The organism is Hymenobacter sp. YIM 151858-1, from assembly GCF_025979705.1.
Taxonomy (GTDB): Bacteria; Bacteroidota; Bacteroidia; order Cytophagales; family Hymenobacteraceae; genus Solirubrum.
The window spans coordinates 14,824-28,883 of sequence record NZ_CP110137.1 but is presented as its reverse complement, the minus strand read 5'-3'; the positions used below and the strand labels follow the sequence as shown (position 1 = coordinate 28,883).

At 64.1% G+C, this 14,060-nt stretch carries 14 protein-coding genes; 2 read left to right on the top strand and 12 right to left on the bottom strand.

Annotated elements, in window-relative coordinates:
* Window positions 1–39 precede the first annotated feature (39 nt).
* Window positions 40–255 carry a PID-CTERM protein-sorting domain-containing protein gene (locus tag OIS50_RS19515; protein WP_264694519.1) on the top strand — a complete coding sequence of 72 codons (216 nt, stop codon included), beginning with the start codon at window positions 40–42 and terminating at the stop codon, window positions 253–255.
* A 332-nt stretch (window positions 256–587) separates the two neighbouring features.
* Window positions 588–1,682, top strand: coding sequence for a porin (locus OIS50_RS19510; protein WP_264694517.1), 1,095 nt, complete (start codon window positions 588–590; stop codon window positions 1,680–1,682).
* A gap of 596 nt (window positions 1,683–2,278) precedes the next feature.
* Here OIS50_RS19510 and OIS50_RS19505 read toward each other — a convergent pair.
* From OIS50_RS19505 to OIS50_RS19450, 12 genes are all read right to left on the bottom strand, one after another.
* Window positions 2,279–3,205: a replication initiation protein gene (locus tag OIS50_RS19505; protein ID WP_264694515.1), complete on the bottom strand. Its 927-nt coding sequence runs from the start codon at window positions 3,203–3,205 to the stop codon at window positions 2,279–2,281.
* A 1,035-nt stretch (window positions 3,206–4,240) separates the two neighbouring features.
* On the bottom strand, window positions 4,241–5,128 hold the full coding sequence (gene traN, locus OIS50_RS19500; RefSeq protein ID WP_264694513.1) for a conjugative transposon protein TraN: 888 nt from the start codon (window positions 5,126–5,128) through the stop codon (window positions 4,241–4,243).
* Entirely contained in the window at window positions 5,125–6,276 is a 1,152-nt protein-coding gene (traM, locus tag OIS50_RS19495) for a conjugative transposon protein TraM (RefSeq protein WP_264694512.1), read from the bottom strand. Before traM ends, traN begins: the two co-directional genes overlap by 4 nt.
* Before the next feature lie 15 nt (window positions 6,277–6,291).
* The gene (gene traK / locus OIS50_RS19490; RefSeq protein ID WP_264694510.1) at window positions 6,292–6,903 is read right to left on the bottom strand and encodes a conjugative transposon protein TraK; all 612 of its coding nucleotides are present in this window, start codon (window positions 6,901–6,903) and stop codon (window positions 6,292–6,294) included.
* Window positions 6,904–6,912: 9 nt separating this feature from the next.
* Window positions 6,913–7,977: a conjugative transposon protein TraJ gene (gene traJ / locus OIS50_RS19485; RefSeq protein ID WP_264694508.1), complete on the bottom strand. Its 1,065-nt coding sequence runs from the start codon at window positions 7,975–7,977 to the stop codon at window positions 6,913–6,915.
* Window positions 7,978–7,989: 12 nt separating this feature from the next.
* The gene (locus OIS50_RS19480) at window positions 7,990–8,643 is read right to left on the bottom strand and encodes a hypothetical protein (protein ID WP_264694506.1); all 654 of its coding nucleotides are present in this window, start codon (window positions 8,641–8,643) and stop codon (window positions 7,990–7,992) included.
* A gap of 3 nt (window positions 8,644–8,646) precedes the next feature.
* Window positions 8,647–9,300, bottom strand: coding sequence for a hypothetical protein (locus OIS50_RS19475; protein ID WP_264694504.1), 654 nt, complete (start codon window positions 9,298–9,300; stop codon window positions 8,647–8,649).
* Between the two features lie 41 nt (window positions 9,301–9,341).
* Window positions 9,342–9,926 (bottom strand): hypothetical protein, encoded by a 585-nt coding sequence (locus OIS50_RS19470; RefSeq protein WP_264694502.1) that lies wholly within the window; start codon window positions 9,924–9,926, stop codon window positions 9,342–9,344.
* Window positions 9,927–9,955: 29 nt separating this feature from the next.
* Window positions 9,956–12,451, bottom strand: a complete 2,496-nt coding sequence (locus OIS50_RS19465) for a TraG family conjugative transposon ATPase (protein ID WP_264694500.1) — start codon at window positions 12,449–12,451, stop codon at window positions 9,956–9,958.
* On the bottom strand, window positions 12,448–12,768 hold the full coding sequence (locus tag OIS50_RS19460; protein ID WP_264694498.1) for a DUF4133 domain-containing protein: 321 nt from the start codon (window positions 12,766–12,768) through the stop codon (window positions 12,448–12,450). The genes OIS50_RS19465 and OIS50_RS19460 overlap by 4 nt, the downstream gene beginning before the upstream one ends.
* A 3-nt stretch (window positions 12,769–12,771) precedes the next feature.
* Window positions 12,772–13,083, bottom strand: coding sequence for a DUF4134 domain-containing protein (locus OIS50_RS19455; RefSeq protein ID WP_264694496.1), 312 nt, complete (start codon window positions 13,081–13,083; stop codon window positions 12,772–12,774).
* A 43-nt stretch (window positions 13,084–13,126) separates the two neighbouring features.
* A complete protein-coding gene (locus OIS50_RS19450) occupies window positions 13,127–13,846 on the bottom strand; it encodes a hypothetical protein (protein WP_264694494.1) in 720 nt (239 codons plus the stop codon).
* Between the last annotated feature and the right edge of the window lie 214 nt (window positions 13,847–14,060).

Here is a 14,060-nt window from a genome sequence, read left to right as displayed (position 1 = left end):
GGCCGGGCGCGCCTTTTCTTCTTAGCTTACTTTTTGCCCATGAAACCCCTTGTACTAATCGCGGTGCTGCTGACGGCCGGCCTGCTGCGCCCCGCCGGAGCCTATGCCCAGGGCCCCGGCTCGGGCGGTCCCGCGCCCGGCCCCACCGACCCTTCAGGCCCCACGGCCATTCCCATCGACGGCGGAGCTTCGCTGCTGGCCGCCGGCGCCGTGGCCTACGGCCTGCGCACCCTGCGCCAACGCCGCCGCTCCTAATCCGGGCGGGTGCCTAACCTGCGCTGCCGCGCCGGTCCTCCCGTACTGGGAGCGACCGGCGCGGCAGTCGCGTTTGGCGGCACCGCCTAGCCTCCGGTCTTGGCCTAGGCGTGCTCACCGGGAAGGCGCGCAGCTCTCCCCTGGGGGCCGACGCGCCAGCGGCGCGCATTGCGCGCCGGCTAAACGGGCGGCGCCGGAACCTAACCTTCGAGCGCCCGGATGCCCGCCGCCAGGTTCGGGACTTAGTTCTACAGCCTACGTATGCAACCCGAAAACGCCCCCCTCGCTTGTGGTCAGGGGGCTGGGGGTCGCCTCCCCCTAGCCGCTATTCCATGAAATCACTCTTTACGCTTGCCCTGCTGCTGGCTGCCGCCGCCACGCGGGCCCAAATACCGACGCCGGCAGACTCCGCCGCAACCAAGCCGGTCACCTTTTATGGCTTCGTCGACGCTTATTACGGCTACGATTTCCGGCATGCCGCCACCCATGAGCGGCCCGGCTTTCTGTACTCGCACAACCGCCAAAACGAGTTCACCGTCAACAACGCCGTGCTGGGCGCACGCTACGCCGGCGGCCGGGTGCGCGGGAGCCTGGGCCTGCATGCCGGCACGTACCCGCAGGCCAACTACGCGCCGGAGCCCGTCATCTTCCGTAACATTTTCGAGGCCTACGCCGGCTTTCGGCCGTTCCGCCGGGCCTGGCTTGACGCGGGCCTCTTCGCCTCGCATATCGGCTTTGAGTCGGCCATCAGCAAGGACAATTGGACGCTCAGCCGCTCGCTTATGGCCGAGAATTCGCCTTACTACGAGTCGGGGGTGCGTCTGTCCTACGAAGTAAGCCGGCAGCTGACGCTGACCGCGCTGGTGCTGAACGGCTGGCAACGCATCCGGGAAAACAACCAGGCGAAGGCCCTCGGTACGCAGGTCCAGTGGCAGCTCACCGACAAGCTGCTGCTCAACAGCAGCACTTTTTACGGCAACGAGCAGCCCGCTGACTCCCTGCGCCGGCGCCGGTACTTTCACGACTTCTTCGCCCGCTACGCCGTTACCGACCGGCTGAGCCTGGCGCTGGTCTTCGACGTGGGCCAGCAGGAAGGCACGCGACGCGGCGGCAAAGCCGACACCTGGCACACCGGCGCCGCGTTTGTGCGCTACCGGCTTACGCCGCACTGGGCCGCCGCGGCCCGCGCCGAATACTATTACGCCCAACGCGGCGTGGTCATCAGCAGCCTCGCCCCGCAACCCGGCGACGCCGACGTAAACCTGCGTGGGGCTTCCCTGAACCTCGACTACGCCCCCGCCCCCACCGTACTCGTGCGCCTCGAAGGCCGCCTGCTGACGGCGCACCGCAAGCTATTCGAGCAGGAAAATAATCGTCTCGCGGCTACTTACGGCAACTTTACCTCCAGCATTGCCCTCAGCTTCTAACTCGCCTGCCCCGCGTCCCGGCGGCGGTGTGCCGTCTTCCGATCCTCACGCCTAGGAGTCGCCGCGGCCGAGCGTCGCGGCGCTGCGAGCTGAACCGCTACGACGTGACCGTGGTGCCGGGCTAGGGGGGGAAATGTGCGGCCGCGCCCTACCCTGCGGCCAACTGGCGGCCATCCGGGTCCGTGGGCTGGCCGACAAGTGGGGGACGTGGGCTTATGCGTGAGCAAGCTGCGCGCCCGCCTAGGGGGGCGCAGCTCCGACCTGGCCTAGGTGTCTGCTGCGCTGGCTGGCTTTATCCAGCCCGAGCACTTGGGGTAGCTGCGAGCGCTGTCTGCTGCCGGTGTACCCGCGTTAACCCACGGCTGCCCTCCGCAGGCGCGCCCGAATGGCCCCGTCGCAGGGCGGCGCGGGCGCCCAAGAACCGAAAGGTTCCTTTCCCGCAGGCGTACCTGCCCACTCAGATTTCAGGAAGCGTTAACCCGTCCCGTGACCTAGCAAGCCCTCAGCGGCTGGTTTCAGGCCAGAAGCCTCCCTATCCTTTTCGAGCCGAAGGCAGGCGGGACAAATCTTGTACGCTAAGCGCAACGGCGGACGGCTCAGCGCAGGCCCAGCACCTTGAGCAGCAGGCCGGCGGGGTTCTTTGCGGCCTTGATCTTCTGGGTTTTGAGCTTGTAGGCAAAGGCATTTACTTCGCCGACCAGGCGCTCCTCGCCCAGGATGCGCTCCACGAGCTGGGGATCGACGATGCCCAGGGCTTTTAGGTGGTGGCGGGCCAGCTCGACCTTACCGTCCTCGGCGGGGCGCTCAAACTGCAGGGGCAGCTGCTGCGGGGTCTGCTGCTTGATAAAGAAGCGGATGCTTTCAAAGGAGCGGCCCTTTTTGATGAGCTCGTACTGGATCTGCAGGTCGGTGTGCTGGTTGATTTGCTTGACGGCCACGTCGAGCACGAACTTCTGGAACATGGACACCTTGGTGTACTGCTCGGCCTCGATGCCCTTGGGGTCTTTCAGGTGCAGCATGACCTTGAAGTCCGAGATGGTAAAGGTCTTGCTCTCCCCCACGTCCTTCCACTGCGAGGCGATCTGGTAGATGCGCTTGGCGTACTTGCTCGACAGGGAGAAAGCGGCCTGCAGGCGGTAGGAGGTAAAGTTATTTTTCAGGTCGATCAGGTAGGGCCGGATCTTTTCCGAGATTTCCAGCTCGATGACCCCTTCCCCCTTCAGGTATTCGGCCGAGGCCAGCAAGCCCACCTGCAGCAGGCGCTTTTTGTCCTCGATCACGTACTCGCGGGTGCGCAGCGAAGACGTCGCTTCGAGAAACTGCTGGTAGTTCCACTGCCGCCCGGTCAGGCTTTCCAAATCCTTTACCCGCACCTTGTAGAGCGTACCCGTCCGGTCCTCTTTCTTCAGCAGGGAAAGCAGGTAAAAGACCACGTCCATCTCGCAGGCCGTCATCTCGTAGCGGGCCGTGGTAATGGCGTTGTGCTGCCGGATTTCGATGGCGGCCGTGTCGCTTTGCTTCATACAGGGGGCAGGGTAAAGTCGAGCTAAGCTAAGCAAACGGAAAGAGCTGAGGAAAGTTTTTCCCGTGATTCTTTCCTTTAGCTTATAAAACCTTTCCCTCCCGCTTATAATCCCTTCCCTTTCGCTTATCAAACCTTTCCGCTGGGCTTATAATCCCTTTCTTTTCGCTTATAAAACCTTTCCCGAAAGGCCCGTAACAACCCAAGGGTCAACAACTTATAAGCCCTGCAAATAAGACAAAGAAGACAAATATTTCACAAGTTGTGACAAGCCCCAGCGGTAAGGGTATTTAGGGTGGTGGTTCAGAATCAAACAAAACAACGACGGCCAACAAAAACAACAAAGTCAGCAAAATGCCCAGTCCACTTTATGGGATTGCATTATTCTAATACGGTTAATAATATAATCAGTATTCGGCTTATAAAGCCTTTCTTTTAGTCTGCCCGGTCTCCAACCGCTCCGCCTTGCGCCCAGGTTAATCAGGCCGCACCACACGGATACTGCCGACCGAGCGGGCAGGCCGGTGACCGGCGCCCCCCTGCACCTGGCCCTCAGTAGCAACCGGTTGCTGTCCCCGGAAGGGAAAGGTTTTATAAGCCCCACCCGGGGCCTGCGAGCCAATTATGGTGAAAAGAAAGGTTTTATAAGTCCGCGCCCCTCCCCTAGCCCGAAGCCCGGACCCGACGGGGTCAGCAAGCTGCCCGCTCGCGGGGAAAGGAAAGGTTTTATAAGCCCGGGCGAGCGCAGGCCCAGCGCCGACTAATCTGCCACGCCACCCGCCGCAACCGCGCCCGCAACCCAAAGGAAAGGAATCATAAGCCGTTTGCCGTCTGCTAAGCGGGTTTTTACCCGAAAGGAAAGATTTGATAAGCACTATGTTTAGGGCAATAGCCAACCTCTCCTTTTCCCGCTAAAGGAAAGGTTTTATAAGCGATAGCAGCCAGTGACAAGGCCAGCTCAGCCCCGCGAACGGAAAGGTTTTATAAGTGCCGGCCTGCGGGCCAGCCAGCACCCCGGCGCCCGAAAAGAAAGGTTTTATAAGCGGGCCTCGGCCGTTCCGGGCAAGCCGGCCGCGCGGCCGGGCAGGCGCCGGGCCCGCAGCACCCGCCGGTAGGACAAGGGCAGGGTCACGTGGCGGCCCCCGCCCTTTTCGTAGAGCTCCACGACCAGGTGCTGGCTGGCCGGAAACGTAAACCGCCGCAGCACGAACACCTGGCTAAGCTGCCCGTTTCCGGCAATCTGGGCCTGGCCACCGTTGTAGACGTAGTAGGGCTGCAGCGGGCGCTGCTGGGCGGCCGTGCGCCGCACCCGGCGGCGGTCCTGCAGGTAGAAGCGCACAAAGTCCACGTCGAACGGGATGCGGGTGGTGTTGCGCGCGTGCAGGGGGAGGAAAAAGGAGTCGCCGTCGGTGTAGAGCTCCCCGGTCTGCAGCTGCACGCCCTGCTGCCCGCGTCCCCGGCCCCGGGGGCCCTTGGCCAGGGCCAGGCGGGCGGCGCGTTCCAGCTCGGGCTGCGCGGCGGGCTGGTGGCGCAGCTGCACCCGCGGGGAGGGCTGTTCGCTGCCGGCCCCCAGATCCAGGGTCAGCAGGCGGGGGTTGCGCTCGTAGTGCACCAGAAAGGAATACAGCTTGCCGTCGGCCGCCAGCACCGTCATGTTGGTTTCGGCAAAGCCGGCCCGGCTGGCTTTTACCTTGACAATGTTGGTGGCGCTTTCCGCCCGCGCGGCGATGATGTCGCCGCTGCCCAAATCCACGTAAGTCACGGCGTAGGGAAACACCAGGTGGGTGGTTTTCTGCAGGCCCACCCCCAGGCGGTAGGCGGGCACGGCCTGCCGGGGCTCGAAGCTTAACGCGGGCTGCTGGGCGCGGGCGGATACGGCGGGTAAGAGCAGGGGAAACAGCAAACAAAACAGGCGCTTGGTCATGGCTTAAGCAGAAGTTGGTGGTTGGCTTTGAGGGTAATGCGCACCTGCCGGGTGCGGCGGCCGAGCAGGCTCCGCCCGGTTTCGAGCGCGACGCCGGCCGCCGCGGCGCCCGGGTGCGGGGTTGCGGCCAAAGCTTCGGCCGCGCTGAGGCCCGGCTGCACGCCCTGGCGCAGGGCCTCGCCCGTGGGAGCCCCGGGCACGAACAGGCCTTCGCTGCCGTCCAGGTCGTAGGCCCGCAGGGCGACGGGCAGCAGGCGGTTGTGGACCTGCACGCCCCGCACTTCGATGCGCAGGCGCTCGCCCGCGAGCCGGCACTGCCCGTGCACGAGCGTGTGGCGGGGCAGCAGCTGCCCGTTTACCCGGGCTTCCTCGGTCAGGCGGAGCTTTACGGTGCCCCCGCTCGCCACCGCCTGGTCGGTGTGCACCACGGCCGGCAAGGCATTGCCCGCCTCGTTCGGGGCCGCGTCGCTGAGCGTGTAAAAGCCCGTCCGGCGCGGGCGCCCGGCCCCCGCAGCCAGGGAGGAGACCACTGCCGGGCCCACGGGCTGCACCACGGTCGCGGGCTCCCGGCGCCGGGCAGCGCGCGCCGCAGCAGCGGGGCGGGAACTCTGCAGCCGGCGCTGGTACTCGGCTTTGAGCACTTCCAGCTCGGCCAGGGAGCGGTCGAGTTCGTCCTGCTCGGCGCTGCGCCGGGCGGGAGGCTCCTCCCCTGCCCCCGCCGGCGGGCGGGAGGCCGCGCCGGCCGGGGCGTAGGTTTGTGCCTGCAGGGAGGCCAGCTGCCGCGCCGCGGCCCGGGCGTAGGCGTCGCCCCGGCTGCTGTCGCGCCCGGCAGCGCCCGGTTGCAGGCCATAGTTCAGCCCGGCGGTCGTATCGACGCGGCCCGGGGCGAAAGCCAGGCTCCGGGGCTGGGCGGAGTCCGCCCGCAGGCGGGCATCCAGCTTGCCGGCCAGCGGGCGGGGCGGCGCGGCGCCGGGCAGCTCGGTGTTAAGCCCGCCGAGGCCGGCGGGGGATTCCGGGGCAGAAACCGGGCGCCCGCCGCCCAGCAACCAGAACACCAGTGCGGCGCAGGGCACCACGAAGACGGGTAGGGCGACGGCCATCCGGCGCTCGTGCAGAAAGGAAGGCGAAGGGGGCGGTAGGGCGCTCATGGGCAGCGAAAGAAATCAGCGGGGCTCGGTGCGCACGTCCTGGTTTTGCAGCACGCGCCAGCGCTCCATCAGAAAACCGTGGGGGTTGTTTTCCGAGCGGGTAACCGGGCGCAGGCTGCACGCCGAGACCAGGTTGCGGGTGGTCAGGGAAGAGGAGCGGATGATCAGCTGGGTGGCGTAGCAGCGGGCCGTGCGCGCGGCCGGGTCCACCACCACGGAGTCCACCCGCAGCTTCTGGCTGATGTTGGCCGCAATCAGGTCGTTGTAGTAACCCTTCTCGCGCAGGTTGTCGTACATGCGCCGCGCGCTCGCGTCGGCCAGGTACAAGGCCCGGCCCACGTTGTACTCGATGGCCTTCTCGTCCGGGTCGAGGGTAAAGAACAGCTCGTGAAAGCGGCGTACGTGCTCGCGGGCTTCCACCGGGCGGTTGTCCCGCACGTCCCGGGCCGCGGCCGTGAGCAGCTGCCCGTCGGCGAGCAGGTAAACGCGGTTCTGGGCGGCACTGACCGCGCGCAGGCAGGCGAAGAGGGTAAAGCCAGTGAGCAGCAGGCAAAGCACCCCGAACACCACGGCCAGGGTTCTGACCTGCTGAAAGGCAGTTTCCACGTTTTTAAGGCTGCGAAGCATGGCTCAGGGTTAGGGGTTGGCGGTGGGCTTGTAGCCGGAGGCAGGCTGCCGGTGCAGGTTGGGCAGCAGGGTGCTGCCCAGGGCTTGGGTGCCGCCGGCCAGCCGGCCCGCGACGGCCCCGGCGCCGGCGGCAGCGGTGTTGGCGACCCCACCGCCGGCCTGCAGGCGGGAGATCGCGGTTTGCAGGCCCGTGGCCTGAATAATCCAGCCCGCTACCGTGGGCACGGTGAAGTAGCCGACGATGGCAATGAGCAGAAAGATCATGTACCCGTAGTCGGCCGTGCTCGCGTCCGCCCCGGCGGCAAGGTTGTCCAGGTCCTGCTGCAGCATGAGCACCTGGATGCGGGCGATGATGGCCCCGTAGATGTTGGCCACGGGCAGCCACAGGAACACGTTGACGTAGCGGGAAAACCAGCCGGAAAGCGTGCCTTCAAAACCCGGCCAGATAGCAAAGCCGAAAGAGATCGGCCCGATGATGCTTAGCACGATCAGGAAAAAAGTGCGGATGGTGTTGATGACCAGGGCCGCCGCGTTGTAGGCCAGCTCCAACGCCTCCTTGAGCCATTCGCGAAAGCTCTTCTGGACGTTGTAAGCCATGCGGTCAAAGTACAGGCCCGACCTTCCGCTCAGGTCGAAATATTCCTTTTTAGCGAGTTCTTGTTCAAATGCTTCATCGCTTTCAAAGGGTTGATTTTCTGCTTTAGAGGCAAGCACTTTTTCCTTTCTATTCTGGAGATCAACTATAGTTTGGTTTTGCGCTTGTACTAACCCCTTAGTTGCGCCTGAGAGAGGATTCATGACCCCATTCAGAGTATCGAGCAACAAAGGGAAAAGAGCGATGGCCAAGCCGATGGCAAACGGTCGGAGCAGCGGGAAGAAGTCGATGGGCTCCGCGTTGGCCAGGGAACGCCAGACCGACACGCTGATTAAGGCCAGTGCCCCCAGCCCGCCCAATGCCCGGCCGACGTTGATAAAGTCCTTGCACAGCGGATACATCTCGCGGTAGAGGGTATCCAGCAGGTCCTGCAGCGACTTGAAGGAAGAAGTGACTTGAAGAAGAATTTGCAGTAGCATCCGCAGAGTTGGTTAGCGGCTGACGCCGTAGAGTTCGTGGATGGTGCGCCGCTCCCGCGCCCGCCGGGCCTGCTCGGCCGCCAGGGCCGCGTTGCGCCGGGTGACGTAGCTGACCAGCGCCAGGTGGTGCTGCATGCGCTCGTCGACGCGGTTGATGTATTTCAGGCGCTGGGCATCGGTCATCTGCGCGTACCGGGGCCGAAGCACCACCTGCAGGTCGTTGAGGATGTCGACGCTTTCCTCGATCAGCCCGGCGTAAGCCCGCTGCATAGCCAGGACCTGCGCGGGCCGGAGCGCCCCGGGTTGCTGCCGCAGCTGCGAGACGTGGCTGGCGTAGAGGTCGATGATGCGCCCCTGGTTTTCGAAAATGCGTCGGACCCGGTCGTACTGGCGAACGGTGGCGCTTACTTCCCGCAGGCTTTCGTACCACTGGCGGTGCAGATTCAGGTTTTGATCCACCAGCTTGGTGGTGAGCGCCTGCTGTTTAACCCCGCGATCGAGCAATTGCCGGGCCCGGCTTTTGAGCTTACTCATGGTGGTCTGGTGGCTGATTTGCTTGCGGGAACTGCGCTCGGCAATGGGGGCGGAGACGATCAGTTGGGCCGCAGCCGGCCCGGAGCCCAGCACAAGTGCCAGGCCCAACCACGTTACCAGTCGGTGTTTCATGGCTTAGGGCGCTACGCCGTAGAGCTTTTCCACCAGGCGCCGATCCGCCAGCTGCACGGCCTGTTGCCGGGAAAGGGCCTGGCTGCGGCGGGTGAAGTACACGAGCAGGTCGTAGTGACGGGTTATGCGCTCGTCCAGCGCATCGATCAGCTCCAGGCGCTCGGCGTCCGTCATCTTGGCCCCGGCGGGATTGACCAGCACCTTGAGCTCGTCGAGCATGCCCGCCCCTTCCCGCAGCAGCCCGGCGTAAGCTTTGCCAATGGCCGCCCGCTGTTGCGGGTTCAGGTTGTCGTCGGTGGTAAAACGGGTGATGTAATCCGAGTAGATTTTGATCATCGCGGCCTGCCGTTCGAAAATGTGCTGCACGCGCCGGTAGGTACGTACTGCCTCGCTGATCTTGAGCAGCCCCTCGTACCATTCCTTGTGCAGTAGCATGTTCTGCTTGCTGTAAGTCTTGGTTAAGGTCTGCTCCACCACTCCTTTATCGATCAGCACGTTTGCCTTCGCTTCCAGCCCCTTCATTGTGGCTTGCAGGCCCGTCTGCATGAAGCTCTGGCCCTCCAGTACCGGGGCTGAAACAATGGCTTGAGCACTTAAGGATGAGCTTGACCATAGAATGAGGAAGATGGCGACAGTAGATCTTATCAGATGCTTCATAGCTATTTCAACCAAGTCAGCAGATAGACTAAATGAACTGGTTAGTAATCAGCTCTAAATCCACTTTTGAAGCTTTGCTGGGAGGACTTGCTTATCCTGCGGTCAACATCTCGCGTTAAGCCTGCTACAATTGACAAACGGTTTACTTGATCCCTCTTTACCTCTACTATTAGCCTTCGTTGAGTTGTAGGGTCAACACCGGGGGCATTCTCTGGCAGCATAAGGAGCTTTTGCAGATTCCCGAAGCTTGCGGATACATGTTTATCGAATTTGCCATTGACCGATGCCAGATCGGATTTATCGAGCACACTCGATCGTTGATATTGTCTCAGTTTTGCATTTTTTAGGTGGAGTATATCAAGGTGCGCTCGAAAGGCTTGCTCGGCCCTAGGATCAAATTTTATCTCGTTAACACGCTTACCATTGTACCACACTTCCATAGCGTCCAACAGCTTCTCATAATGAGGTCTCTCCTCTACCGGCAGCGTATCGAGCCTAGCTTTCAGTTCATTTAGGATCGCTGGCTGTTCATCGTTTATTCCAACCCGCTTCTCCATTGGGCTCTGCTCTCCGCAGGAAACGCCCAGCAAGCCGAGCAACAGCGGAAGTACAAGGTGTCTGGTCATGGTGGAGTAGTTAAGTGGCAGTGACAGGCTTAGGCTCGCTGCTCGCGCAGCTCCTGGGCGTAGGCCCGAATCGCGCCGGGCAAGTCGCCCGCGCGCTCGGCGGTCAGGGCCTGCAGGCGCAGCTTTTCCTTTTCCTCGGTGGTGTAGGTCACGTATTCCTCGGGGGATACTTCCGTGGCGTACACTTTGGAGACTGTGCCGCCCAGGGAAATGAACACTTCCTTGTAATGCCGGCCGGGCCGCAGATCCAGGTTGATGGAGAGCACCTGCGCTTTCTCCTTGTTGGAAAGGGAAAGCAGCTGCTGGATTTCCTCGAAGCGGTGGGCGTACTTGCGCTGGTCGAGCAGGATCTTGCAGTCGGAGTTGTTGATGATGGTGTTCTTGACGATGGCGTTGCCCACGATGTCGTCCACTTCCTGGGTGACGATGACGGCCTCCCCGAAAAACTTGCGCACGGTCTTGAACAGGTAGCGGATGTATTCGGCCATGCCGGCGGTGGCAATGGCCTTCCACGCCTCCTCGATCAGGATCATTTTCCGGGTGCCCTTCAGCCGCCGCATCTTGGCGATAAAGGTTTCCATTATGATCAGCGTCACGACGGGAAACAGGATGGGGTTGTCCTTGATGTTGTCCAGCTCGAACACGATAAAGGGCTCCGTGACCAAATCCAGCTCGCGCTCGGCGTTGAGCAGGTAGTCGTAGGCCCCGCCCCGGTAGTAGGGCTTGAGCACGTAAAGGAAATTGTGCAGGTCAAAGTCCTTTTCGCGCACCTGCTGCTCGCGCAGCACGGCCGCGTAGGGCCCGCGCACGAACTCGTAGAAGGTGTTAAAGCAGGGCCGCAGCTCCGGCTCCCGGCTTAGCTGCTCGTAGTACAGCTCCACGGCGTTGGTCAGGCTCACGTACTCGGCGCGGGTAGCCGGCTCGTCGTCCTTTTTCCACAGGGTCTGCAGCAGCACCTTCAGGCTTTCCTTTTTCTCCGCGTCCGGCGCGCCGCCCCCGCTGACCAGAAAGGGGTTGAAGGCAATCGGGTCCTGCTCCTCGTAGGTCAGGTACACCCCGCCCAGCAGCGCGCACAAGCCCTGGTAGGAGTTGCCCGTGTCCACCAGCAGCACGTGGGTGCCCTGCTCGTAGTACTGGCGCACCATGGCGTTGGTGAAAAAGGACTTGCCCGAGCCCGAGGGCCCCAGGATAAACTTGTTGCGGTTGGTGATTACCCCCCGCCGCATGGGCTCGTCCGAGAGGTCCACGAGCACGGGCCGCCCGGTCAGCCGGTCCGAGAGCTTGAGCCCGAAGGGCGAGCCCGCGTCCCGGTAGTTGGTTTCCACGTTCCAAAAGCACGCCGCCTGGGCGGCGAAGGTGGGAAAGGTCTCTTCCGCGGGAAAGTCCCCGGCGTTGCCCGGGATGCCGGCCCAGAAGATGGCCGGCGCGTCCACGGTGCTCTCGCGCGGGCGGCAGCCCAGGCGGGCGATAGCCGCGCTCACCAGGTTGCGCAGCTCCGGCAGCTCGCTTTCCCGCTCGCTCCAGGCCAGCACGTTGCAGTGGGCGCGCACGGGCTGCTTTTGCTCCGCGAGCGCCTCGTTCAGGTACTGCTCGTACCACTGCCGGTTGATGGCGTTCTGGCGGGAGTAGAGCGAGAGGGCGTTGAGGTTGTCCTTGCGCTTTTCGTAGCGGCGCAGGGTCTGGGCGGCATCGTCGAGGAAGATGTACTGGTTGTAGAGGTGGTTGCAGCCCAGCAGCAAGCCCAGCGGGGACGCCAGCCCCACGGCCAGCGGCGAGCGGTCGGTGGAGAGCGGCTCGTAGCGCACGGCCGGGTCAACCTCGGCGGGCAGGTCGTCGAGCCGGGCCAGCGAAAACAGCTGGCAGTGCTTGCCGCCCACCTGCAGGCCGCGGCTGAAGTCCAGGTCCACGAGCGGGGCGGCCGCACTTAGCTCCAGGGCCAGGTACTGCTCCAGCAGCCCGGTTTGGGTGTCGGTGCCCACGAGCTCGTCCTCCGTCAGCGGGTGCAGCCGCAGCGGGCCGGCGTCCTCGAGCAGGCGCTTGAACTGCCCGACCGCGTCGAAAAACGCGCTTTGCTGCTGCGCGTCGAGCTGGGTGCGCGGCACCAGGTGGCGGCGCGTCAGCAGCGAGGCCGGGCTGCGGTAGTGGGCCCGCTCGCTGGCCGTGCGCGTGACGAACAGAAAACACTCGTGGCGCAGAAACGGCCGCTCGAAAAAGTGGCGCTCGTAGGCCCGGCCCAGCAGGGAGTTTTCCAGCCGGGCGGCGGTGAAGTCGGGCCGGTACGCTTCGCTGGTAAACCAGTCCTGCTTGTGCACCACGGCCGGGGTGGGCAGCACCCGCAGGGCCTTGACCACGGCCGCGTGCAGGGCCTGGTACTCGGCCGGGGCCAGGGTAAAAAGCTCCGGCAGCTCCAGGCGGAAGGCAATGGTCAGGTCGGCGTTCTTGCTGATCAGGCAGCCCCGTTCCACGCGGTAGATGGGCTGCAGCTGCTCCAGCGAGGCCGACGGCAGCACGAGAGGTGGGCTCATGTGCGCTCGGGCGTTAAGGTGAGAAACAGCCGCGGATGGCGGCTGACAATGCGGCGGGGCTGCCGGCGGCGGGCCCGGGCTTTCAGGGCCCCGAACTCGCCGTGGCGGCGGTTGAGGGCAAACACCCGGGCCAGGACCAGCCCGCCCAGGCCCAGGGTGAGCAAGGCCACGAGGTAGGAGTTAACGCCCGCCACCAGCAGGCCGAGCGCGAGCACGAACACGGTGCCGAGGCCGGCGGCCAGGTAAGCCAGGTAGATGCCGACCAGGCCCTTGAACTCCACGGGCTTGCCGATGCCCTTGTTGATTGGCAGCGGCACGGGCTACAGGAAGAAGGCCCGCAGGATGGTGGCGACCACGACCAGGAAAATGCAGGAGCCAAACCAGGAGGCGGCCACCTTTTGCGTGTCCTGATCGCCGGAGTTCCACTTGGAATACACCTTGACGGCCCCGATCAGGCCCAGGACGGCGCCGACGGCGTACATCAGGTTGGTGCCGGGCTCGAAGTAGCGGGTTACCTGCTCGGTGGCGGCTTCAATGCCGGCTTCGCCGCTGCCTTGGGCCCGCAGCGCGGCGGGCAGCAGCCACAGCAAGGCCAGGCCCAGGGTACGGACCAGGGAAAGGGGTAGGCGCATATTAATAATAGAGGATGGTGGATCAGGCGGCCTCGGGACCGGCTTACTCCTCCCCGAACAGGGCGTCTATTTCCGCGCTGCGCCGGCGCTTGTTGGCGGCAAACCGGGCGGCCAGGGCGGTACCCTCCAGGGCAGGGTGCAGGGAGTCGGGCGCCCGGCCGGCAGCCAGGCAGTCCAGGGCTTCAAGTAAATCATCGGCGCCGATCAGCGAGTCGGCTTCGGCCGGGTAGGCCAGCTCAGCGGGCGCCACCGGCAGCTCCTGCTCCGCGGGCAGGGCTTCAGGGTTCAAATGGGGCGGCGGCAGGTCAGCGGGGGTGAGCGGCGCGCCGGCGGGTTGGGTGAAGTGAGTATGGTTGCTTTCAACGGGGTAAATCACATTTTGATGCAAGTGATCACAATTTGATAGGAACCTATCAGCTCCCGTGGCGGCGATTTCTTCGTCCTCTACCGCCGGGCAGACCGGGTCCGAGGCTTCATTGTCAGCGTATTGCGTTGGAGTCGGAATCTCCTCTTCCGCGGGGGAGGCGGGCGACGCCACCCGGGACTCCGCGGGAGCGGCTTCCGGGGCAAACACGAGACTTGGCGGAATCAGCGGTTCGGCGGCCGCGGAAGCCGGCTGCGGGGATCGCCCGGCCGTCGGGCGCTTTTTCCAGCCAAGCAGCTCGGGCCGAAAGTAGCGCCAGCCTACGTAGGCGTAATAGAGGGCAAGCAGCACCAGGGTGCCGGAGAAAAACTGGCTCCAGGTGAAACCGGTAAACAGCATGGCGGCGGGGTTTAGGTGAGAGGTGGCCGGCGGACAAGGCGCCTTTGGAGGCCGGCCGAGCCGGCCGGCTGGACAGTCAATCACCGGGTCGTACCCCCGCGGCAGCCCGGTGTTTGGTTGCCTTCTACGCAGGTAAGCGGTTCGGGTATCGCCTGGGGCGCATGCCAAGGCAGGTTGCGAAGCCCGGGCTGGTGGCCGGCAACCCCGGGGTTTC